The organism is Bradyrhizobium sp. T-1, from assembly GCF_053592855.1.
Genome location: NZ_CM132115.1, coordinates 6,167,706 through 6,190,883, shown reverse-complemented (window position 1 = coordinate 6,190,883; position 23,178 = coordinate 6,167,706). Strand labels below are relative to the sequence as shown.

The following is a 23,178-nucleotide window of genomic DNA, read 5'->3' as shown; positions in this document are numbered from 1 at the left end:
TCCTCTTGCTCGCGAATTGACCAACTCGCCGGCGCGACCGAGTAGAGGCCTAATCTCGCAGCCTATCATGACGCGAAGCCTTGGTAACCAGCTTGGTCCGCGATGATTGCGTCAATGATCCTTTTTCAAGCCAGATACGCTTTTGAATTCGTTGTATAATCAAGCACGCCATGGCTCTCAGCTTCCCGCCATCGCGTGACGGACGATGGCGATGACCTCGTCCGCTTCCGCTTCGGTGCTGTCAAAATGGGTGACGAAGCGGATGACGTCCTGCCCCCATCGTGCGAATGGCAAGCCAGTCGCAGCGAGGGCGCGCTTCTCGGTGCGGTGACCGTCAGTGGTCCCATCGAACGCATCCGTCAGGCCGACCTGAAGGCGTTGGCGTCGCGGTCGACTGATGCCTCGCATCGGCTCTCGCTTGTGCTGGGCGCGCCTTTGCCCTGCGGAGCAGGCAACTCGCGGATCGCCAACCTGCCGTCGACTGATCCCGGCGTTCTCTAACGCCATCCGAACGAAGGATCGAACGAGGTGACCGCCGTCACAGCTTCTCCTGTTGCCTGCTGACATGCTGTCCGCGATTGCGGGATCGGCCCGCAGCGCTAACAGGAGAAGGAACGATGACGGTTTCGACCAAGCATGAGCTTGCGAATTGCGAGCTCTCGATCGACGAGCTCGAGGCCGTCGCCGGCGGCGGTCTGTGGGGTTGGATCAAGCACGAAGCGTCCGACGCCTTGCATTGGATCGAGAAGAACGCAGGCGGCGTGGCCTCGGTCATTGAGAAGGTGCTGGGCGGCCCGATCTACAACTCCCATACCCCGCACAAAATGTCCTGACGACCGCCCAGGTCCACCGCTTGTCCAGCCTGCTTTTCCCGGGCCATCGGCCCGGGAAACTATCTTGAGAGGCCGAATCCTGGCGGGAGCTCCGGCACGTGTTCCTGTGTGACCGACCTCACAGCCTCGACCAACCCTCAAGTCCTATAGCTGTGACCACTGATCGAGAGGGGCGGTCCCTCCTAAGGCAAACAGGAGATGACAATGACCAAGTTTGAGACGTCCGGGAACGAACGACGTGCAGTTCTGCTCGATGATGCGGCGCTGGAGAAGGTGGTGGGCGGTTCCGCCAACAACGACTTCCAGAGCTTCCTGGCGGCGCACTCGGTCGGCGGATGGACGATGCGAGACGTCTTCGCCAAGCCGGTGCTGGGGCGCTACACCCCGCAATAGCCCCGAACCAGGCCAAGTAGAACGCTCGGTGACAATTTGTGCCGGGAGGTCATTCGTTCGGATGACCTCTTCCGATCCGCCACCCGGTAAGCTTCGATGACGATGTGCCGGCGAGGCCGCGCGGCCGCGGGGCGCCTGTCCGGACATCACAGCCCGCGATAAATCCCCTCAAAGTCGAGAGCGAATAGAACTCAAAATTCCGGTCGTCGCGTCGACGACTTGCAAAGCCTGCTGAGCCTTGGCCAAGGCGAGAGGCGACCTCGCGCATTGATCGGGCAGCTGGGCGATCTTCTTACGTTGGCTGGTCAGAATATTGGTCGACTGCTCGACGGCAAATTTCACCACATCGCGGGTCGGGTCATTCTCGCTGACATTGGTCAGCTCTTTCTCGATCGTGATCAGATATTCGAAACTGGACAGCTCTTGAGAAATCTCGACAAGATTCTGGATCGTGGACTTGACGCAATCCGCGTCGACCGCGGAGATGTCGGGCCTCTTCGAGGTTTGCACGAGATCGCCCATCAGGCCCGCGAACATCGGCCTGAGGTCCTCGACCTTCTTCAGGTCCGCCTGGCTCAGGACGCCTGCCAGACACACATTCGTGGCGACCAGCACTCCAAGGCATGGCCACGCCAGCCGAGCGGTCAAGGCGCGGGCCATTGCAACAGGCGTGATGCGATCCGCTTGCCAATTCATCTGATGCGTCCGATGCCCACTGTCTCGACAAATGCAGTTCTCGTAGTAAGCTTAGCTCCGCTCACAATTTCGCTCAATCCCATTCTCGGCGTCGTGCGTGTGGGCGTTGGCGCCGCAAATGTTTTGCGAGGGAGCGCGGCGTGACCGATGGCACCGACAAAATCTTCCGCGCCAGCGCGCTGCAGCGTGCGGCCTCGCCGGAGGAGCTTGATCATCTCGTTGCGATCACCAAGCCGGCCGATTGGATCCTCGCTGCGATCGTGACGATCGCGCTGGTCGCCGCGCTCATCTGGGGCATTTACGGCCGGATCCCGTCGCGCGTGTCGGGGCAGGGAATTCTGGTCGGCAGCGGGCGCGTCGTCGATGCGGTGTCGGCCGCCGAAGGCCGGCTGGCGTCGCTCAGCGTCTCCGTCGGTGACCATGTCGAGCGCGGGCAGGTCATCGCCCAGATCTCGCAGACCGAGATCGAGCAGAAATACGTCAACGCCGTCGAAACCTACAAGGAGCGTCAGCGCGAGCACGACGACATGGCCGCGAAAGTCTCGGCCGAGCTTGCCGTCAAGGCTTCCAACTTCGACAAGCTCGAAGCCGCCTTCAACAAGGTCATCGAGGCGACCGGCCAGCGCGTTCAGGCCCTCGATGTCGACGTGAAGAATCTCGAACAGCTGATGGCCAAGGGCCTGACGACGCGGAAGACGCTCGAGGATCGCCGCCTCGAATTGACCGAGGCGCAGCAGCGTCGCACGGATTCGCAGAACGAGATCCTCAAGCTTCACGCACAGAAGACCGATCTCGAAACCCAGCGCGAGCGCGAATTGCAGCAGGCCGAATTCGCCTCGAACAATGCGCGGCGCGAGATGCAGGCGCTGGCGGGAACGCTGGGGCGCAATTCGCAGGTGCTCAGCCCGATCGCGGGACGGGTGCTGGAAATCAAGACATCGTCCGGCTCGGTTCTCGCCGTGGGCACGCCGGTCGTCCTCATCGAGGACGAGGGCGCACGGCTCGAAGCGGTCGTCTACATCCCCGCCGAGCAGGGCAAGAGCGTCAAGCCGGGCTACCAGGTGCGCGTCGCCCCCAGCACGGTCAAGCGCGAGGAGTTCGGCACCATGATCGGTGTGGTCTCGAGCGTCTCCGAATTTCCCGTGACGCCGCAGGGCATGACCGCCGTGCTGCACAATGACCAGCTCGTGAAAGTGTTTTCCCATGACGGCGCGCCCTATGCGGTGGCGGTGTCGCTGGACCAAGATCCATCGACCGCCAGCGGCTATCGCTGGGCAGTGGGGAAGGGGCCGCAGGTTCATCTCACCAGCGGCACGCTGGCGCAGGCCGAGATCACCACGCGAAGCCGGCGCCCGATCGATCTGGTTGTCCCCCTGCTGCGGAAGTGGACGGGGATCGATGGATAGTCCTGGTTCGACGACCGCAGGCATCAAGCGCACGCCGACCATTTTGCAGATGGAAGCGGCCGAATGCGGCGCTGCGTGCCTTGCAATGGTGCTGGCGCATTATGGGGCGTGGGTTCCGCTCGAGCGGCTTCGCGTCGAATGCGGCGTCTCCCGCGACGGCAGCAAGGCCAGCAACGTCGTCAGGGCGGCGAAGCGTTTCGGGCTGTCGGCGAAAGGATTCCGGCTCGACCTTGCCGCGCTCGGTTCGGCGCCGACGCCTTGCATCATCCATTGGAACTTCAACCATTTCGTCGTCCTGGAAGGCATCAAGGGCAGGTCCGCCTCCATCAACGACCCCGCCTTCGGGCGTCGGCAGGTCGGCGTCGACGAGCTCGACCGAAGCTTTACCGGCGTTGTCCTCACTTTTGAACCGGCGCCCGGATTCGTACCAACCGGCGACAAGCCGGCGGGATTGCGGCTGCTGCTGCGGGAACTGCGCGGATCGAAAGCCGCTGTCGGGCTGCTGATTCTGCTCAGCTTCGTCATGGTCGTTCCCGGCCTCGTGGCCGCGAGCTTCTCGAAGATCTTCATCGACGATATTCTCATTCAGCATCTGAACGGATGGCTGCGCCCGCTGCTGATCGGCATGGCTGCAACCGCGCTGATCCGCACGATCCTGACGCTGCTGCAACAATCCCTGTTGCTGCGGTTGCAGACAAAGCTCTCGGTCGTGATGATCAGCCGCTTTCTCTGGCGGGTGATGGCCTTGCCGATCGAGTTCTTCACCCAGCGCCACGCCGGCGACATTGCGGCGCGAGTGGGGGCCAATGATCAGATTGCGCGCCTGCTGGCGGGCGGCATTGCCGCGAACGCGCTCAGCCTCACCTCGGTGGTCTTCTTCGCCTTCGCGATGATCGTCTACGATCACTGGTTGGCGGCGGTCTGCATCAGCTTGTCGTTGCTCAACGTTCTCACCTTGCGGCTGTCGATGCGGCGCAGGGAAGATCTCAGTCGCGGGCTCTCGCTGGAGCGCGGCAAGCTCCTGGGCGCGGTCGTCAGCATCGTCAGGTCGATCGAGACGATCAAGGCGAGCGGGCTCGAGGACGAGGCCTTCGCGCAATGGTCGGGCGTCCAGGCCAAGGTGCTGAACGCGGAGCGCGACCTGGCGTCCTCGTCGATCCTCCTCGACATGATCCCGACCCTGATCTCCGGCATGACCATGACCGCGATCCTGATCCTCGGCGGCTTGCGGGTGATCGAAGGCTCGCTCACGCTCGGCAGCCTCGTTGCCTTCCAGGCGCTGATGGCGAGCTTTTCCGAGCCGGTGGCGACGCTGGTCAATCAGGCCGGCAGCTTCCAGTTGATCAAAGGCGCACTCGACCGCCTCGAAGATGTCTACAATTATCCGCTCGGCGATAAGCCGCGCGCATCGGACAACGCGTTCCCTGCAAGGCTCGATGGACGTATCGAATTCAAGGACGTGCAGTTCGGCTATTCGCTGCTCGAACCGCCGCTGATCTCCGACCTCTCGATTACCGTGACCCCTGGGTCGCGCGTGGCGCTGGTCGGCGCCTCCGGCAGCGGAAAGTCCACCCTCGGCCGCCTGGTCTGCGGGCTCTACAAGCCCTGGGCCGGCGAGATCCTGATCGATGGGACGAGGCTCGAGGAAGTTCCGCCCGACATCCTCGCCAATTCGATCGCCTATGTGGATCAGGACATCTTCCTGTTCGAGGGCACCATCCGCGACAATCTTACGCTCTGGGACCGCACGACGCCGGACATCGATCTCACCCGCGCGCTCAAGGACGGCGAGATCCAGGACGATATCGCGATCCGAGCCGGCAATTACGATTCCTACGTCAACGAGGGCGGCACCAATTTCAGCGGCGGACAGCGCCAGCGCATCGAGATCGCCCGCGCGCTGGTCGGCCGTCCGTCCATCGTCGTGCTCGACGAGGCGACCGCGGCGCTCGACCCTGTCACGGAGAAGGCCATCGACGACAACCTCCGCCGTTGCGGTTGCACCTGCATCATCATCGCCCATCGCCTCAGCACGATCCGGGATTGCGACGAGATCGTCGTGTTACGGCAAGGCAAGGTCGCCGAGCGCGGCACGCACGAGACCCTTCTCGCCCTGAACGGCGAATATGCCCGGCTGGTGTCGCAGGAATGACGAAGCCGATCGACCATATCGTGTCCGGTGCGGACCTCGTCGCGGCGCTGGAATTGCCGGGCGAGATGGCGCTCGATGGCCGCCGGCCCATCCTGCTCGATCATCGCGGCCATGTGTTCGAGATCGTCGCCGGTCACGCCGACATCTTTGCTGTCGATATCAGGGACGGCAAATCCGGCAGCCGCCATCATCTGTTCCGCATCGAGCGCGGAGACATCATTCCCGATCTCCCGGGCTTTCCAGCGTCATCTCCGGACGGCCTCCGCTTCATCGCGGTGGGCGCACAGGACACGCTTGTGTCCATCGTTCCCCGAGCCGATCGGCCGTCGGAGCTGGCGCTGCGCTGGATCGAGCGGCTTGCACGTTTCGTCGCGGGACCGGCGCCATTGTGGCAGATGCCCGAATTGCCGGAGGGCGAGGTGACGCTGACCGCGGGCGAAGCCCGCCGCGGCCCCATGCGCGGCCTGCTCTGGCTCACCGTCGAGCGGGGTGCGCTCGGCCTGCTCGGGACCGGCGCGCGTTACACGGCGGGAAGTCCGCCGCTGCCGTTGACATCGGGCCTGTGGGTCGAGGCGGGCGCGGACGGCTGCGCCGCAGGTGCGGCCGGCCACGTACCGGCCGACGGGGTGATCTGGCCGGCGATCGATCGGTTTCATTTCAGCTTTGCGGAATGCGTTCAGGACATGCTTGCGCGCGACTCTCTGAATGAGGGCGCGCGCCTGGAAAGCCGAACCGGGCTTGCGGCGTCACAGGCGATCGAAGCTTTCGACCGCCTGTCCGGCATTATCGTGCGGCGCTTCGATCACGATGCGATCGATGCGTCCCGGTCCGACAGGCTGGCCGGCGCCTGCCAGATCGTCGGCACCGCGATGCGAGCCCCGATCGCGATCACCAATCGCATCGAAGGCAGCGGGCAGGATTTTGCGGGCCTCGCCCAGATCGCGCAGGCCGCACGCCTGCGGCTGCGCGAGGTGTTGCTCCGGTCGGACTGGTGGCGGCTGGATGCGGGCCCGCTGGTCGGTTGGTTCGGCGAGGCTCGTGCCGCGATCGCGCTGGTCTACGAGCCGCGTCGCGGCTACATCATGGTCGACCCGCTCACGAAGGCGCGCCGGCCGGTCGATCGGTCCATCGCGGCGCAGATCGCGCCGGAGGCCGCCACGTTCTATCCGCCGCTGCCGTCGCGCGCCCTGAAATTCAAGGACCTCCTGCAATTCTCGCTGCGCTATGCCCGTGGCAGCGGGCTGCGCATCGCATTGTCGGTCGTCATGATCGGCCTGTTGTCGCTGGTGACGCCGTTTGTCACCAACCTCTTGATCAGCTCGATCATCCCGCGATCGGAGCTGGATCAGCTCGCCTTCTGCGCACTCGCGCTGGTTCTCGCCGGGCTGTCGGTCGCCGGCGTCCAGGTCATGCAGGCTCTCGTCATGCTGCGGATGGAGGCGACGATCGACTGGCGGCTGCAGTCGGCGATGATCGATCGTCTGCTCCGGCTGCCGACCGCCATTTTCCGGGAGTACACCGCCGGCGAGCTGGTCGACCGCGCCATGGGCATCGATGCCGCGCGGCGGGCGCTGACCGGTCACGCCTTGCGCGGCATGATCGCCGGCCTGTTCTGCGTCTTCAGCCTCGGCTTGATGCTCTATTACAGCTTCAAGCTGGCGCTGGTCGCGATTGCACTGACATTCGTCCGGGCGGCCGCCATCATCGGCACCAATCTGGTGCGGCTGCATTTCGAGAGCAAGCACTTCAACCAGCAGGGCAAGGTCAGCGGCTTTGTGCTCCAGCTCCTCACCGGCGTCGGCAAATTGCGCGTCTCGGCGGCGACGTCGCGCGCGCTCGCCATCTGGTCGAGGCAATTTGCGAGGCAGAAGCAGTATTTCGTGTCGTCGCAGGTGGCGGGCAACGGTCTTGGCGCGTTCGAGACGGCGTTCCCCACCATCGCGACGCTGATCATCTACGCCTACGCATCGTATTCGAGCAGCGGCCTGCTGACCGACATCGGCACGTTCTTCGCGTTCTTTTCCGCCTTTGGCCAGTCGATGGGATCCGTCGGCTCCTGGGCGGCCGGCGTGAGCGAGGCGCTCATCGCCATCCCGCCGCTGCTTCGGCTGCGGCCTCTGATCGCAAGCCCAACCGAAATTCCCGACGATCGGAAGTCGCCAGGGGAATTGTCCGGATCGGTCGAGCTCGCGCGCGTGTCGTTCCGTTATCTCCAGAACGGGCCGCTGGTGCTGGACAACGTCTCCTTGAAGATCACCCCAGGCGAGTATGTCGCAGTGGTGGGTCCCTCCGGCAGCGGGAAATCGTCGCTGTTCCGGCTGCTGCTGGGATTCGAGCGCGCGGAGTCGGGCGCGGTGTTCTACGACGGCAAGTCGATCGAGACGCTGGATGCGAGCGCGCTGCGGCGCCAGCTCGGCGTGGTCCTGCAGAGCGCCAAGCTCGCGAACGGCAACATCTATGAAAATATCTGCGGCGGAATCCGGCTGCCGCTCGACCAGGCCTGGGAGGCTGCGCGTCTCGCCGGCATCGCAGACGACATCCAGGCGATGCCGATGGGCATGCTCACCCAGGTCTCGGAGGGTGTCAGCACGCTGTCCGGCGGACAACGCCAGCGCATCATGATTGCGCGCGCGATCGCGCGGCGTCCGCGTATTCTCTTGTTCGACGAGGCGACGAGCTCGCTGGACAATCGATCCCAGGCCATCGTCAGCGATGCGCTGGAAAATCTGAACGTCACGAGGATCGTGATCGCACACCGGCTCAGCACGGTGCAGAGGGCCGACCGGATCATCGTGCTGGTCGACGGCAAGATCGTCGAGACCGGGACATTCGCCGAGCTGAACGCTGCATCCGGCATGTTCGCCGCGTTCGCGCGGCGCCAGATGCTCTGAGCGAGACGACGGCCTCCGCACAAACGAAGACCTCCCGGACGTCATTGTCCGGGAGGTTCTCAGGTTAAGGCACTTAGCTTGGCTTGGGACCGAGCTTAGTTCAGCTTCATGTTGGAGCCGCCACCAGCACCGGTGACGATCCCGCCGACCAGGATGATGCCGGCGGCAATCCCCGCCACGACCGGGTTCTTGAAGAAGCTGCCGACGGCATGGCCGATCACGTGCGCTTCGTGGCTGATGAAGTGCCCGATGCTGGAGAAGAAGCCGCCGCCGGCAACGCCGTCGAGCTGCTCCATCGAGAGTTCGCAATTGGTGCTGTTGTTGATCTCACGGGTCATGTTGTCTCTCCTGTCTTGATGCCGCGGGATCATCCCCGCAACCGTGGACAGCATGCCGCATGCAGCCGGTGATTGCCGTGACCGGGGTCACGCTCTCGCGCGCGATCATGATTTCGTCGCGGGAGTCCTATCCCTCGTACTGATCCGGCCCCATCGCCCACGATGCCTGATCGTGGCCGTACGCGAAGTTGCGGTTGTTGACCGAAGGATTGCGGTTGACCATCGGCCGCATGAACATCGGATGCGTCGCGCTGCGTACCTCGTGCTCGACGGTGAAGAGAAGCTTGCCGCTGTCGAGATCGACGATGTCGCAGAAGCGGTACTGGTATTGATTGTCCTCGCGGGAGATCAGGTCGCGCGCCAGCAGCTTGCGGTACGGGCCGGAGAAATCGGTGATGTACATCTGCACATGGTGGCCGTCATAGCCGGGTTGCGGCCGATCGGTCTCCCGGAACAGCAGGTGCTGGTCGCGGCCGGTCTTCACCGCCGCGACCTTGCCGTCGCCGTTGCGCAAGGCCGCCGGCATGCCCATGATCGCGGGATAGAAGGCGCAGATCGCCTGCGCTGATCCGGCCGGCACATCAAACTCGACATAGGGGATGCCGAGCGTGATGCGCCCGAAGCGCGCCGCGTCCGGTTCGTGGACGCGGATGCGGTTGCCCCACGGGCAGGTGGCTTCGACATAGTCGTTGTGCTCGGCATAGGCAAAGGCCGTGCCTTCGAGCTTGCTCTTGACCGAAGCCAATCGCGTCAGCAGGGCCTCGCGGCCCTCGATGACGAGCCCGGTATGGCCGCGCAGCACCTGCGCCTTGCCGCTCGGGAGATGAAACTGGCTTCGTCCGGCATTGATCCACATGTTGGTGTCGGACACCATCAGATAGGGATCGCGGGTCAGCCCGAGGCCGGTGACGTAGAACAGCGTGGCGAGGCGCTGGTCCGGAACCTGGATGTTGACGTGCTCGAAATGAATGGCGTTGCCGAGATCTTCTGCGGATCGATCGAATTGTTGCGGCATGGAGCTGCGCTTCTCGCTGGAGGGACGGACAGGCCCATACTAGAGCAGAATTTCCGCCAGCCGAAACGGTTGGCTGATCACATCTTGCAGGTTGGGCATCGTGTCCCTCGCCACCTTGCCGCGGCACCCATTCCCTGTAATCTGACCGCAAAGACATGAGGGAATGAGGCCGATGGGGGGAGTTCTGGAAGGCGTGCGCGTCCTCGATTTCGGGCGCTATATCGCGGGGCCGTATTGCGCGACATTGCTGGCCGAGTTCGGCGCCGAGGTCATTCGCGTCGAAAAGCGCGACGGCAGCGAGGACCGCTTCGTGGCGCCGGTCGGCGAGGGTGGCGAGGGCGCATTGTTCCTCCAGGTCAACCGCAACAAGAAGTGCATCACGCTCGATCCCATGACGGCGGAGGGGCAGGAGGTGATGCGACGCCTGGTGGCGACGGCAGACGTGGTCGTCGCCAATCTGCCTCCGCAGACCTTGCGCGCGATGAAGCTCGACTACGACTCGTTGAGAGCGATCAAATCAGACATCATCCTGACGACCGCAACCGCGTTCGGCGGGCCGGGGCCCTGGTCCGACCGCGTCGGCTTTGACGGCGTCGGACAGGTCATGTCGGGCTCGGTCTACATGACCGGCGCCGGCGATCCGCCGTACCGCGCGGCCGTGAACTGGGTCGATTTCGGCACCGCGCTGCATTGCGCGTTCGGGACGCTCGCAGCCCTGATCGAGCGCGGCAAATCCGGGCGCGGACAGATCGTCGAGGGCGCATTGCTTGCGACCGCGCTGTCCTTCACCAATGCCACGCTGATCGAGCAGGCGGTCATCAACGTCAACCGCGTTCCGACCGGCAATCTCGGCCAGACTGCGGCGCCGGCGGATATCTACCGCACCAAGGACGGCTGGGTGCTGTGCCAGGTCACGGGCCATCCGCTGTTCAAGCGCTGGGCGAGGCTGATGGGCGAGGAGGAGCAGTGGCTGAACGATCCGCGCTTCGCCGATGACATCAGCCGCGGCAACAACGGCGCCATCATCAGCGAGCGGATGGCGCGCTGGTGCGCGGAGCGTACCACGCAGGAGGCGGTCGACACGCTCGGCAAGGCGATGATCCCGACCGGGCCCGTTTTGAGTCCGCAGCAGGCACTGGATCATCCGCACATCCGCGCCGCCGGCTTCCTTCAGGACGTCGACTATCCCGGCTTGCCGAAACAAGCACCGGTTGCCCGCGCCGCGATCCGGCTGTCGGAAACGCCGGGCGAAATCGCAGCACGTCCGCCGACGCTCGGCGAGCACACGGATACCGTGCTGGCGGAACTTGGCTACGACAAGGCAGCGATTGCGGCGCTTCGGCAGAGCGGCATCATTTAGGCGCAGCGTCGAAACGAGAGTGGAAATGAGCGGGCGCGTCTGCTAGACGACTGGCGGCTTGTCCTCGCGCTTTCTGCGTTGGCCGACGATCTTTGCGTCGTATGAGGTTTTAGGGAGGCGTGCGTTCGCACGCTTCATCCCATCGGCATGGCCGTCCGCGACCGAATCGCCCTCGAGCTCGGCCGCGTGTGCCATTGACGACTGCTTACGGCGAGAAACGGATTCACGTGCGTCATTCCAAGAAAGTGCGGCCAGCCACCAAGAACTCGTCAGTCAAGAGTTCGCCGAAGAAGCGCCTGCCGGCGAAGAGCCCGACAAGCAGGCGCTCGCCAAGCAAGGCGTCACCGAAGCCGGGCAAGGGCCCGCAGCGCGCCACAATCGCCTCGTCGTCGCCCCTCGGCATGATGGCGCTGCATCTGCTGGCGCAATGGAAGGAATCAGGCCGCAGCGGACTCGTTTTCCTTGCCGAGAGCGAGAACCGGGCGGAGCGGCTCGGCAGCGTGATTCACGCGCTGGACCCGTCCTGCGAAGTCCTGGTGTTTCCGCGGCTGAACACCCTGCCGTTCGATCAATTGGAACCATCGCGCGAGATCGCAGGCCGCCGCACCTCGGTGCTGCGGCGCCTGGCGAAAACCAAACAGCCGATCTTTCTCATCTCCACGGCCGAAGCCGTGATGGAGCGCTTGCCGCCGCCGGCGAGCCTGTTGCGCTTGAACACGGGTTTGAAGGTCGGCGGGACATTCTCGGAGAGCGAGCTTCGCGTCCGTCTCGAAGAGCTGGGCTACGATCTCGACGATGAACCGGACTACCCGGGCGGCGTGCTGTTTCACGGCCAGACCTTCGAGATCTTTCCGGCCGGCGCGCTGGGACCGTTCCGGGTCGAGCACTCGGAGCGCGCCATCAGGCGCATCGTGGCGTTCGATCCGCAAGAGCACGAGATCATCTTCGAGACAAAAGAGCTTCTCGTCGATCCCATGTCGGAACGAACAGCCATGTCAGGCGCGCGGGCCAAGCGCGCGACCCTGTTCGACTATTGCGGCAAGGCCAAGTGGATCGCGGACGCCGGCGTGTCGGTGCATGCCGATGCCTGGCTGAGCACGATCGAGGAGGCTGCCGGCCGCGCCGACAGGGAGCGCGAATATCTGGGACGGAGCGACTGGAAGCAGGCGACCCGCGGCATGAAAGTGCTGTCGCGAACCGCCCCGTTCCAGCCGACGCCGGAATTCTCCAAGCTGTCGTCCACCAGGAAAGCGCTGCGCGCTTTCGTCGAGGAGATCAGGCGGGCCGGTTCGCGCCTGATCCTCGTCGCGGCACAGGAAGAAGATCTCCGCGTGATGGAGCGGATGAGCGGCGTCCGGGCGGAACGTGTCGAGAATTGGAATGAGGCCGAGAGCGCGCGCCCTCGCGACGTGGCGCTGCTCGCCGATCTCGACGCCGGCTTCGTCATTCCCGGCAAGAAGGCCGCGGTGGTCCTGACGGCGAGTGACGTGCTCGGCAGCCGCGCGCATCATCCGCAGCCGATGGCGCGCAGCTGGAGCGCGGCCTTCGATCACGCCGACGTGCCGGAGCCGGGCACGGTGGTCGTGCATCTTCAGCGCGGCATCGGCGTGCTCGATGGCTTGCAGACCGTAAACACCGGCGGCGGCGCCATGCGCGAACTCGTCAGGCTGTCCTTCGCTGGCGACAACGCAGTCCTGGTGCCGCCGCCTGATCTCGCGCTGATGTGGCCTTATTCAACCGAGCGCGGCAAGCTCGCGCTCGACAAGGCGGATGGCAGCACATGGTGGGCCCGCCGCAGCGAGGCCGAGCAGGAGATTCAGGCCGCCGGCAAGTTGCTCGCCAAGCACATCAGCCAGCGCAAGCGGCGCAAGGCGGCAAAGCTGGTCCCACCGGGCTCGGCCTACGAAAAATTCGTGGCGCGCTTCCCCTATTTCACGACCATCGATCAGGCCAAGGCCATCCACGACGTGCTGGATGATCTTGCATCCGGCCATCCCATGGACCGGGTGATCTGCGGCGACGTCGGCTTCGGCAAGACCGAGGTGGCGTTGCGCGCGGCGGCGGCCGTGGTGCTATCAGGGAAGCAGGTCGCGATCGCGGTGCCGACGACCGTCTTGGCCCGGCAGCACGTCGCCACCTTCCGCAAGCGCTTCGCGCCGCTCGAGATCGAGGTCGGCAGCCTGTCGCGCGCCATCTCGGGTGCCGAGACGCGGGAGACCAAGGAAGGCTTGCGCAGCGGCCGGATCAAAGTCGTGGTCGGCACGCAGGCGCTGACGTCGAAGGACGTCAAGTTCGACGATCTCGGCCTCGTCATCATCGACGAGGAGCAGCATTTTGGCGCGGCCGAGAAGGCAAAACTCTCGGGGCTTGCCAAGAATGCCCATACGCTCTGGATGAGCGCCACGCCGATCCCGCGCACGCTCGCTGCGGGTCTTGCCGGCTTCAGGGATCTCAGCGTCATTGCGTCGCCGCCCGTTCACCGGCTTCCGGTCGCGACCAAGATCGCGCCGCTGTCGGATGCCGCGATCGCCTCGGCCCTGCTGCGCGAGCAGCGGCGGCACGGCCAGAGTTTTCTGATCTGCCCGCGCATCCAGGATCTCGAGCCGATGCTGGCGCGCGTGCAGGCGGTGGCACCCGATCTCAAGATCGTCTGTCTGCACGGCAAGCTGCCGGCCGATGAGATCGACGATCGCATGATGACCTTCGTCGAGGGCAAGGCCGACGTTCTGCTCGCCACCAACATCGTCGAGAGCGGCCTCGACATCCCGCGCGCCAACACCATCGTGGTGTGCTGGCCCGAAAATTTCGGTCTGGCCCAGCTGCACCAGCTGCGCGGGCGCGTCGGTCGCGGCGGCATCCGGGCCTTTGCGTTTCTCCTGACCGAGTCGGCCTCGGGGCAGTCCGAGAAGCGGCTCGCCGTGCTGGAGGAGTTCAGCCGTCCCGGCGCCGGTTTCGCCATCAGCGAGCGCGACCTCGATCTGCGCGGCGCGGGCGATCTGTTCTCGGAGCAGCAATCCGGCCACGTCCAGGTGTTCGGGCCCGTGCTCTACAGCCATCTCCTGAAAATGGCCTCGGAGAAGGTCGATGACGGCAGGTCCGTGGTGTGGGTGCCCGATCTCAATCTGCCGGTCGCGGACATGCTGCCTCCGGGCTATGTGCAATCCGCCCCCGTGCGGTTGGAGCTCTATGCCCGTGCCGCCCGCTGCGCCAGCGAGGACGAGCTCGACGATCTCGAGGAGGAAACCTCGCGCCGCTTCGGACCCCTGCCGCAGGCCGCCCGCGATTTTTTTGCGGCGGCGCGGCTGAGGCTGGACTGCAAGCGCCGAGGCATCATCCGCCTCGATGTGGGGCAAAGCGCGGTGGCCGCGACGTTCCTGCCGGGGCGGTTGCGGAAGTCAAAAGGAAAGACGCTGCAACGTGACGGCGATCGCGTCGTCTACCACAGCCCGACGCGCGATGCCCCGTTCGACCGGGTCGAGCAATTGTTCGAGCTTCTCGACGAGGCGTGAAAATTCAGAGCGAGCTGCCGCCGCAAATCACGAGCTGCTGCCCGGTGATGGCGGCAGCTTCGCCTGAAAGCAGGAAGGCCACGGCGGCGGCGACTTCCTCCGGTTGAATGAAGCGGCCGATCGGCGGCAGCTTTGGCGTGACATTAGCCCGCGTGGGGTCCTTCAGCATCGGCGTCTCGGTCGCGGCGGGCGAAACCACATTGACAGTGATGCCGCGCGGCGCCAGCTCGCTCGCCCAGGACCGCGCCAGCGCGACCAGCGCCGCTTTCGTCGCGGCATATTGCCCGCGGCCGGCCGCGCCCGAGGCGGTGCGGCTGCCGATGAAGACGATGCGCCCGCCTTTCGGCAGGCGCGGTGCCAGCGCGTCGGCGAGACGCTCGGCGACGTCGACATGCAGCCGCCACATCGCCGCACCGTCATCATGGTCGAGCGATCCGAGCGAGCCGACTTTCAGCAGGCCGGCCGCGTGAACCAGCGCCGTCGGAGCGAGACCGGTGACAGCGGCGGCGATGGAATCGACATCGGCGAGATCGAGCGGCAGATGCGCGAATGCCGGATGATCGAATGGCCCGGGCCGTCGGCTGATTCCGGTGACGCGCCAGCCGTCGCGCAGCAGACGCTCGACGATCGCGGCGCCGATCCCCGAACTGGCGCCCGTGACGAGCGCGTGCGGCCGCTTGTCCATCACCTTAGTCCTGCTGCACCCATGGTTCGGTCACGCGCACATATTTGATGGCGCGGCGATGGAAGGTGAAGGCCATGTGGATCGCGCCGTCCGCGGTCTGCTTGACGGAAGGGTAGGACAGTTCGCGATTGGTCTGGTCGCGCGAATTGTTGGTCATGCAATAGCCGTCGCCGGTCTCGACGTCGCGCTTGGCCCATGTGCGTCCGCCGTCGCGCGAGATCGCCAGCGTCATCGGCGCCCGCGGCGCGCCCCAGAACGCAGTACGTCCGTCGGTTTTGCCGCCGTCGCCGGTGAGCACGGGCGGAAGATCGTCCTCGATCTCGTCATAGAGCGAGAGGCGGCGATCCGTTGCGTTCCGGGCGCTGGAATCGTTGAAGACCAGCGCGAGATGCCCGTTGTCGAGCCGCGTGAGCTGGATCGAGGAATTGTTGTTCGGCAGCGCGGTCGCAACCGGCGCCGACCAGCTGCGGCCGTGATCGGTGGATCGGCTCTGATAGATGTTGTCGGCCCAGCGGCTGCGATACATCGCAACCAGCGAGCCGTCGTCGAGGCGCACGATGCTCATATGCACGCAGCCGCGGCTGCCGGGGACGTCGATGTCGCGCCAGGTGGCTCCCGCGTCGGACGAGATCTTCACCGCGCTGGTGTCCTCGTCGCCGTTCCATTTCCGGCCCGGCATGCTGTGGCAATAGAACACGGGCAGCAGCCAGTCGCCATTGTCGAGCACGACGATCGGCTGGCGGATGAAGGTGCCGCGGCCGCGATGCTCCGGAAACAGCGTCTCGATCGGGCCCCAACTCCTGCCATGGTCGCGCGAGAGGCGGCGGCGGATGATGGCGGTGTCCTGGTTGCCCGCCAGTTGCGCCGTCCACATCAGCCACAGCGTGCCGTCAGGGGCGGGGAACAGCACCGGGTTCTGCTCGGAGCGGCCGGAATCGTCGGACAGCTTTTCGGCCGCCGACCATTGCGCCGCGCCGCGCGGAAGCCGCGAGAAATACACCGAGATGTCCGACATGCCCTCCTGCGTGCCGCCGAACCAGACGCAGGCGAGATCGCCATTGGCGAGCGGCATCAGATTGGCGGCATGGTTCTGCACGCAAGGCGAGGGAATGAAGGCGTCAAACCGGTCGGGATCGCCGGCCGCGGGGCGAACGACCCCATCGGCGGCGATCTCGATGTCGGTGATCGCGACCTCGGCACCGATGGTCATGTCGAAGTCCTTTCAACGAAAGCATTGGATTGCGCCGGCTGCGGCGCGGCGCCCATCACCAGGCGCTCGATCGCCATCACGACCAGCGGCGTCACGGCGGCGATGTACATGTTGTCGATGCCGAAGGGGTTGCCGAGCAGGTACCAGACAGTGGTCGAGACGGCGGCGCCGATCAGGCCGGCGGTGGCGCCGCGGTTGCTGGCGAACAGCGGCAGATAGAAGCCCAGCATCGCGACCATCGTGATCGACAGGCGCAGCGCGCGCGTGAAGAACGACAGTTTCAGGATCTCCGGAATGAAGAACACGAAGACCAGCGGCACGATGGCGATCACGATCGAGAACACGCGGGTCATCTTCAGCTCGCGCTCCGGCGTCGGCTGCCAATACGGCACGTAGAAATCGCGCACCACCAGCGAGGCGATCGCAAGCGCGACGGTGCAGACGCTGACGAAGATCGAGGCGACCAGCGAGGTCGTCACGAAGGCGGAGGCCAGCGGCGGCATCTTCTCCAGGAACACCGGCAGCGCATAGAGGCTGTTCATGTCGGGATAGAGATACTTTGCGGCGACGCCGATCAGCGCCAGCAGGAGGCCGAGCGGAAGGCAGAATGCCGCGGCATAATACGTCGCCTTGCGGGCGTCATCGGCGCTCGGCGTCGAGGAGATCGCCTGCACGATGAACTGTGTCGAGAAGATCGCGCCGACCGTGCCGAAGGTCCAGGCGAAGATGGTCGCAAAGCCGATCTTGCCGTCCCAGCTGAAATAATAAGCCGGAAGCTTGGCCTGCATCGGCGCGATGCCGCCGGTCAGCGACATCGCGACCGCGAAGATGATGACGATGCCGACGACCTTGAAGGCGCTGTGCAGGATCGTCACCCAGGCGACGCCCTTGAGTCCGCCGAACACGTAATAGAAGGTCGAGACCACGGCGATGATGCACATCGCAACCGGCATGCTGACATGCAGCGAGGTGGCAATCGCGGCCGCGCCGCTGACGTAATTGCCGACATTCACCAGCAGCAGCGCGTAGATCATGATCACGGACACCGTGAGCATGGTCGACTTGCCGTATTTCTGCGCGATCGCGGCCGAGATGGTGTATTCGCCGGAATTGTAGAGCTTCTTCACCATCAACATGCCGAACAGCAGGAAGCCGATCGAGGCGCCGAGCACGGCCCATCCCGCAGCCATGCCGGACTGGAACGCCTCCTGCGCCGTGCCGACGGTCGATTTGGCGCCGACGAATTCGCTCATCATCAGCACGCCGACGACCACGGCCGGCATCGCGCGGGACGCGGTCATGAACTGATCGCTGGTCCGGCTGCGCAGCTTCAGCGTGAGCCAGGAGGTGAAGGCGATGTAGGCGACGATCATCGTGACGATGAGCGTGCTTTCGCCGTTGAGGAGAGCTTGCATCGGTGACGTTTCCTCTGGTGGTGCGGGACGCGGTGTTGTGAGCCCGCTTGTGCCCGACGGCTAATGTTCGGAATGCGAACAATTGTTCTTAAAACTCATTAAACCTGCCCGGGCGCCGTGCGTCAAGCGCACGCCGCAAGGCCGCCGGGGAAACCTGGGTTCCAGAGCGCAGGGCGGGAGCCAGCGCACGGCCGCGATCGCGGCCCGGCGGGGCGGTACGCCTAACGCATCTATTCGGCGCTGCGTTTCCAGGCGCCGGTGCCGAGCTTGCCGGTAATCACCGCCAGCGCATCGTGGATCTCGTAGGCGCCGCCGTCGCTGTAGCCTGACAGGCCCCTGATGGCGTGCAGGGTCCAGCGGCCGTTCGCCGCCGTGATGGTGCCTTCGTGCGCACGGGCCGAGCGCTGCGGCTCGGCGTGGAACCGGTAGGTGCCGTCGCCCATGATCTGCCAGATCCAGCGCGACTGCCCTCTGCCGCTCGGCACCATGATCTCCCAGGTGCCGACCAGCGCGGGATCGATCGTTGGCGCCGTCGTCGTCTGCATTGGCGCAGGAGAGACGGCAGCCTGCGTTGGCGTTCCCTCCGCACCGTCCGGTGGCCGGCCCGCGAGGTAGATCGCCTTGCGCGACAGCGAACCGTAGACGAACGGCTGCTGCTCGTTGCGCGTTGCTTCCATCACGTCGTCGCGGACGTTGCGGAACATGAAGGTCACCTCGACGCCCGGCGCCTCGATGTTGCGCAGCAGCGCTGCTGCAAACGGGCTGTTGCGCGCCTCGCCGTCGAGCGCCGTGGTGCCGTCGCGCGCGGCATAGGCGACGAGAACGTTGCCGACGGGCTCGATGCGGCCGAGCCCGCTCGTGGGGGCCGCACGCGTGGCCATCGATCGATTCATCCTGGCGGCAAACGGATTGTTGCGGCAGGCATCGAGGATGACGAGGCCAAGGCTCGTGGTGTTGGACACCTGCAGCATCACGCTTTGCAGGTTGATGGCTTCATTCGCCGCGTCGGTGTCGCGTTTCAGCTCGGCGTCGATCGGGATCAGCCAGTTCTCACCATTGATCTCCATGCCATGGCCGGCGAAGTACACGGCTGCCATGTCGGCGCCGGCGGCGTCGCGCCCGAATGCGATCAACCTGCGGCGCATGTCGTCGAAGCCGGCGTTCGTCGCCAGGGCGACGGTGAAGCCAAGTCGGCTCAGCGCCGCGGCGATGTCGCTGGCGTCGTTCGGCGGATTGGTCAGGGTGGGCACGTTCCTGTAGGCACCGTTGCCGATGACGAGCGCGACCCGCCGGCTCTCCGTGGCTGCGGCCGTCGCAGCCACGCCTGCAAGCGCAGTTGCCGCCGTCAACCCTGAGACGAATTCACGCCGGTTCATCCGGATCCCGCTGGCTCGAACGCGTTGCCATCCTAGCGCAACCGATCCGGGGGAGCCACGGGGCTAGTTCGCCGACAGCGCCGTCTTGGCGACTTCGGCCATCCAGCTCGACGCGACGGGGAGGATGGTATCGTTGAAATCGTAGCGCGGGCCGTGCAACTCGGCGCCGTCGCGCAAGGGCCCGTTGCCGATCCAGACAAACGCGCCGGGGCGGTGCTGGAGATAGAAGGCGAAATCCTCGCCCGCCATGCTCGGCGCCAGATCGCGCCGCAGCGGCGCCCGCACCTTGTCCGCGGCGATGCGCGCGAGGCCAGCTTCCTCCGGCGTGTTGCTGACCACGCCGACGCCCAGGACGATGTCGGGCGTGACCTTGACGTCGAAGCTCGTGGCGATGCCGGCGCAGATGTCGCCGATCCGCGCGAGGATGATGTCCTTCACCTCGTTGCGGTGATGCCGCAGCGTGCCGCGGATCACGACCTTGCCCGCGACCTGGTTCGGCGCGGTGCCGCCCTCGATCGTGCACAGCGAGAGCACGGCGGTGTCGAGCGGATCGACGCTGCGGGACACGATCGACTGCAGCGCCACGATCAGATGGCCGGCCGCCATCACCGGATCGCGCGTCAGATGCGGCATGCCGGCGTGACCGGCGTGGCCCTCGATGGTGATGGTGACGCGGCCGCCGGAAGCCATGACCACGCCGTCATGAACCGCGATGGTGCCGGCATCCAGGCCCGGCCAATTGTGGAAGCCGAACACGCGCTGCATCGGGAAACGCTCGAACAGCCCGGCCGCGACCATCGCGCGCGAGCCGCCAAAACCTTCTTCGGCCGGCTGGAAGATGAAATCGATCGTGCCGCTCCAGCTGGTGTCCGCGGCGAGCAGCGCGGCGGCGCCCAGCAGCGAGGCCGTGTGCCCGTCATGTCCGCAGGCATGCATCACGCCCGGATTTTTCGAGGCGTAGGCAAGCCCGGTATCCTCGGTGATCGGAAGCGCGTCCATATCTGCGCGCAAGCCGACGCGCCCCTCGGCCGCTCCGCGCGTCAGCGTCGCGACCACGCCATGACCGCCGATTCCGGCTTCGAAGGGAATGCCGAGCTCGGTGAGCCGCTCCTGCACGAAGGCGGCGGTCGCCTTCTCCTGCAGGGATACCTCGGGGTGGGCATGCAGATGCTGGCGCCACGCGGTCAGTTTCTTGTGCAGCTCAGGGGGCAAGGCGTGGCTCTCTCGAAAGATGGCGATTGCAGGCAGCATAGCGGATTATCTGGCCGCCGCATCAAGCGCCTCGGAATGCCTCGCGTGCAGAAGCGAGTTCGGTGATTGCTGGGCAGACCGACCGCGCTGCGCGCTCCGCTTCACCTCTCCCGCTTGCGGGAGAGGCCGGGAGAGGGTTCGACCGTCATAGGGAGTCTCACTGTGGAGGCACCCTCTCCCCAACCCTCTCCCGCAAGCGCAGGGCTATCGCATATGACCGAACAGGGCGAGGAGGAAGCTGTTGTCCCACCCCGCGCGCTTGATTTTGCGACGTATGGAGGTGGGGCCGGGGCAAGATTGAAGGATGTTGAGTGCGAGCCTGCGCAGGCGGGCGAGATTCTCCGGAGCATGGTCCAATCTCGCCCGGTTGCCATCCTCGTCGAAGTGGACGTCGAGCACCCAGTGCAATTGGTTCTCGATGGTCCAATTGAACCTCCTCCGAATGAGTGGACACCTGTGGTAGGCTCATTGAGCCCGGAGGTGTCGAATGGAACGTCAACGTCGGTCGTTTACCGAGGAGTACAAGCGCCAGGCGGTCGAGCTGGTGATCTCGAGCGGTCGCTCGGTCACGTCGGTGGCCAAGGAGCTCGGTCTGCGCGACTCGGTGCTGCGGCGCTGGGTCGACCAGTTCCGGCAGCAGCCGGCATCGGCGGCGTGGCGCCCCACCACGCAGGCGACGCCGATGTCGGCGGACCAGGCTTCGGAGATCGCCCGTCTGCGCCAGGAGAACGAACGGCTGCGCATGGAGCGCGACATTTTAAAAAAGTCGATCGCGATCTTCGCCGGAACCCGAACATGAGCTTCCGTTTCATCGAAGACCACCGCGACAGCTATCCGGTACGGCTGATGTGTGCCGTGCTCGAGGTCTCGCCGGCCGGCTATTATGCCTGGCGCGATCGCCCGGTGGGCGAACGGACAAAATCCAATGCCGCGCTCCTGGCCGAGATCCAGCAGGTCCATCGCGACAGCAGCGGACGCTACGGCAGTCCTCGCGTTCATGCCGCTCTGCGGACACAGGGACGCGGTGCCAGCCGCGGCCGGATCGAACGGCTAATGCGTCGATATGGCATTCGAGCGATCATGGCGCGACCCCGTCGGGTTCGCACCACTGACAGCCGTCACGACCTGCCGATCGCGCCGAACCTGATCGCGCGCGACTTCACGGCGGATGCCCCGAACCGGGTCTGGCTCGCTGATATCACCTACATCCCGACCGCGGAGGGCTGGCTGTATCTGGCGGCCGTTATGGATCTGTTCAGCCGAAAGATCGTCGGCTGGGCCATGCGGGATCATATGCAAATCGAACTCGCATCTGCGGCGCTGACGATGGCAATCCGCCAGCAACGCCCGCAGGCCGGATTGATCCACCACTCCGATCGCGGCGTGCAATATGCCTCACACGCCTATCGCAACGCTCTCACCGGCGCCGGCATCACCGCATCGATGAGCCGCAAGGCCGATTGCTACGACAATGCCCCGATGGAAAGCTTCTTTCATACCTTGAAGACCGAGCTGGTCCATCATCGCGACTACAACACCCGCGCCGAGGCCCAGCGCGATATCTTCGCCTTCATCGAGGGCTTCTACAACCGAACCAGGCTCCATTCCGCCATCGGATATATCGCCCCGATCGAAATGGAGCTAAAAGCAGCTTAAGCCCGTCCACTTTTTCGGGGGAAGATCAAATGACTGCGCGTGACCTGCAGCAGCCGCTTGGCGGACATGAACTTGGAGAGCAGATAATAGCGCACGACTGGCGGATCGGCACGATTGCCCTGCAATTGCCTGCGCGAGGTGACGCGGCCGATCGCGACGACGCCCGGGAAGTCGTGGACGGCAGCCAAGCTGGTGTTGCGCATGATGGTTGCCCGGCGTGCTTCGCGCCGATCGTGGGTGGACGGCTCGACCTTCTTGGTTGTGCTGCGCTCGCCGGAGCGGGCAAACTGCGCGACCACGGTCTTGTACAGAGGTCCACGGTTGGCCTTGATCGCCAACACGTAGTCGCCACCGCGCTCGAGCACCGTCTTGGCCATCGCACGATGGCAATGCAGCGCATCGGCCGTGACGATGCTGCCTTTGAGCGACAGCAGTGCCAAGACCTCCAATGCTCCCTTGGTCTCGTTGCGGCCAGGAGCCTTCTGCTGGGCAAGGGACATGCGCGCTTCCACCGCCCAGACGTTGACCAGATGCAAAGGCTCGTAGCGCGAACCACGCTCGAAGGCGCCACGCAGCGCCTTGCCGTCGACCGCAACCACCCCGGTGAGATCGAGCCGGTTGGTCTTGGCAAACGCCGCCATGAAGCGGCGGAATGCCGCCTCGAAGGCCTCCGGGTCGAGCAAACGGAACACGCGGCTGAACGTATCGTGACTGGGAATCCCGTGCTCCAGGCGCAGAAACAGCCGCAGCAGCTCTTCCTTGGCCTGCCCAAACTCCGCCATGTCCGAACAGGTCTCTGCTCCGCAAAGCACAGCAGCCAAGGCGATGACCAATACCTCCAGCAGATCGTGTCGTGCGTTCGCTGCACGCGGGTCCGACAATCGCCGAAATGCCTTCTTGAACTTTCCCATCCGACTCCCTCCGCCTTGTGGGAGTCGTTCTCAGAATCCATCTTACAAAACAACGCAATAGGGGTCGCAAATCCATATGCG

The 23,178-nt window shown here is 65.0% G+C and carries 17 protein-coding genes and 2 pseudogenes; 8 read left to right on the top strand and 11 right to left on the bottom strand.

Features of this window, described 5'->3' with window-relative positions; all coding sequences use genetic code 11:
• Positions 1–177: 177 nt before the first annotated feature.
• Complete coding sequence (locus ACWAT4_RS29660) at positions 178–408, bottom strand: hypothetical protein (RefSeq protein ID WP_212424820.1); 231 nt, start codon at positions 406–408, stop codon at positions 178–180.
• A gap of 209 nt (positions 409–617) precedes the next feature.
• On the opposite strand from ACWAT4_RS29660, the gene ACWAT4_RS29655 reads away from it, so the two are divergent.
• Together ACWAT4_RS29655 and ACWAT4_RS29650 are read left to right on the top strand one after the other, a co-directional pair.
• Positions 618–833, top strand: a complete 216-nt coding sequence (locus ACWAT4_RS29655) for a CCRG-2 family RiPP (protein ID WP_212297780.1) — start codon at positions 618–620, stop codon at positions 831–833.
• Between the two features lie 204 nt (positions 834–1,037).
• Positions 1,038–1,226, top strand: a complete 189-nt coding sequence (locus ACWAT4_RS29650) for a hypothetical protein (RefSeq protein ID WP_212297781.1) — start codon at positions 1,038–1,040, stop codon at positions 1,224–1,226.
• A gap of 168 nt (positions 1,227–1,394) precedes the next feature.
• Here the strand turns inward: ACWAT4_RS29650 and ACWAT4_RS29645 are convergent, their stop codons facing one another.
• Positions 1,395–1,886 (bottom strand): hypothetical protein, encoded by a 492-nt coding sequence (locus ACWAT4_RS29645; protein WP_449728725.1) that lies wholly within the window; start codon positions 1,884–1,886, stop codon positions 1,395–1,397.
• A gap of 176 nt (positions 1,887–2,062) precedes the next feature.
• Here ACWAT4_RS29645 and ACWAT4_RS29640 point away from each other — a divergent pair, with 176 nt between their 5' ends.
• Genes ACWAT4_RS29640 through ACWAT4_RS29630 form a run of 3 tightly spaced genes read left to right on the top strand, consistent with a single transcriptional unit; the run spans position 2,063 to position 8,371 of the window.
• A complete protein-coding gene (locus tag ACWAT4_RS29640; RefSeq protein WP_212297783.1) occupies positions 2,063–3,328 on the top strand; it encodes an NHLP bacteriocin system secretion protein in 1,266 nt (421 codons plus the stop codon).
• Positions 3,321–5,480 carry an NHLP family bacteriocin export ABC transporter peptidase/permease/ATPase subunit gene (locus ACWAT4_RS29635; RefSeq protein ID WP_212297784.1) on the top strand — a complete coding sequence of 720 codons (2,160 nt, stop codon included), beginning with the start codon at positions 3,321–3,323 and terminating at the stop codon, positions 5,478–5,480. Before ACWAT4_RS29640 ends, ACWAT4_RS29635 begins: the two co-directional genes overlap by 8 nt.
• The gene (locus ACWAT4_RS29630) at positions 5,477–8,371 is read left to right on the top strand and encodes an NHLP bacteriocin export ABC transporter permease/ATPase subunit (RefSeq protein WP_449728724.1); all 2,895 of its coding nucleotides are present in this window, start codon (positions 5,477–5,479) and stop codon (positions 8,369–8,371) included. Before ACWAT4_RS29635 ends, ACWAT4_RS29630 begins: the two co-directional genes overlap by 4 nt.
• A 95-nt stretch (positions 8,372–8,466) precedes the next feature.
• Here the strand turns inward: ACWAT4_RS29630 and ACWAT4_RS29625 are convergent, their stop codons facing one another.
• Complete coding sequence (locus tag ACWAT4_RS29625) at positions 8,467–8,709, bottom strand: hypothetical protein (RefSeq protein WP_212424823.1); 243 nt, start codon at positions 8,707–8,709, stop codon at positions 8,467–8,469.
• Between the two features lie 127 nt (positions 8,710–8,836).
• Positions 8,837–9,724 carry a hypothetical protein gene (locus ACWAT4_RS29620; RefSeq protein WP_212424824.1) on the bottom strand — a complete coding sequence of 296 codons (888 nt, stop codon included), beginning with the start codon at positions 9,722–9,724 and terminating at the stop codon, positions 8,837–8,839.
• Positions 9,725–9,896: 172 nt separating this feature from the next.
• On the opposite strand from ACWAT4_RS29620, the gene ACWAT4_RS29615 reads away from it, so the two are divergent.
• Positions 9,897–11,084, top strand: coding sequence for a CaiB/BaiF CoA transferase family protein (locus tag ACWAT4_RS29615; RefSeq protein WP_212424825.1), 1,188 nt, complete (start codon positions 9,897–9,899; stop codon positions 11,082–11,084).
• A 401-nt stretch (positions 11,085–11,485) separates the two neighbouring features.
• Positions 11,486–14,593 carry a DEAD/DEAH box helicase gene (locus ACWAT4_RS29610; RefSeq protein WP_449731282.1) on the top strand — a complete coding sequence of 1,036 codons (3,108 nt, stop codon included), beginning with the start codon at positions 11,486–11,488 and terminating at the stop codon, positions 14,591–14,593.
• A gap of 4 nt (positions 14,594–14,597) precedes the next feature.
• Here ACWAT4_RS29610 and ACWAT4_RS29605 read toward each other — a convergent pair whose 3' ends face one another.
• The 6 genes and pseudogenes from ACWAT4_RS29605 to ACWAT4_RS29580 form a co-directional block, all read right to left on the bottom strand.
• On the bottom strand, positions 14,598–15,278 hold the full coding sequence (locus ACWAT4_RS29605) for an SDR family NAD(P)-dependent oxidoreductase (protein ID WP_212424826.1): 681 nt from the start codon (positions 15,276–15,278) through the stop codon (positions 14,598–14,600).
• A 4-nt stretch (positions 15,279–15,282) separates the two neighbouring features.
• Positions 15,283–16,488 carry a sialidase family protein gene (locus tag ACWAT4_RS29600; RefSeq protein WP_212424827.1) on the bottom strand — a complete coding sequence of 402 codons (1,206 nt, stop codon included), beginning with the start codon at positions 16,486–16,488 and terminating at the stop codon, positions 15,283–15,285.
• A complete protein-coding gene (locus ACWAT4_RS29595) occupies positions 16,485–17,903 on the bottom strand; it encodes a sodium:solute symporter family protein (RefSeq protein ID WP_449728723.1) in 1,419 nt (472 codons plus the stop codon). The genes ACWAT4_RS29600 and ACWAT4_RS29595 overlap by 4 nt, the downstream gene beginning before the upstream one ends.
• Positions 17,904–18,133: 230 nt before the next feature.
• Positions 18,134–19,279, bottom strand: coding sequence for a caspase family protein (locus ACWAT4_RS29590; RefSeq protein WP_212424828.1), 1,146 nt, complete (start codon positions 19,277–19,279; stop codon positions 18,134–18,136).
• 63 nt (positions 19,280–19,342) lie between these two features.
• Positions 19,343–20,491, bottom strand: coding sequence for an amidohydrolase (locus tag ACWAT4_RS29585; protein WP_212425043.1), 1,149 nt, complete (start codon positions 20,489–20,491; stop codon positions 19,343–19,345).
• A gap of 243 nt (positions 20,492–20,734) precedes the next feature.
• Positions 20,735–20,965: pseudogene (locus ACWAT4_RS29580) on the bottom strand (transposase); the annotation flags it as partial.
• Positions 20,966–21,017: 52 nt separating this feature from the next.
• Here ACWAT4_RS29580 and ACWAT4_RS29575 point away from each other — a divergent pair.
• Positions 21,018–22,186 (top strand): IS3 family transposase gene (locus ACWAT4_RS29575; RefSeq protein ID WP_212298635.1). Its coding sequence is split into 2 segments (ribosomal slippage): positions 21,018–21,306 and positions 21,306–22,186, totalling 1,170 coding nucleotides; the frame shifts between segments, so codons are not numbered across the junction.
• 29 nt (positions 22,187–22,215) lie between these two features.
• Here the strand turns inward: ACWAT4_RS29575 and ACWAT4_RS29570 are convergent.
• Positions 22,216–23,097, bottom strand: a pseudogene (locus ACWAT4_RS29570) (ISAs1 family transposase); the annotation flags it as partial.
• Positions 23,098–23,178 lie beyond the last annotated feature (81 nt).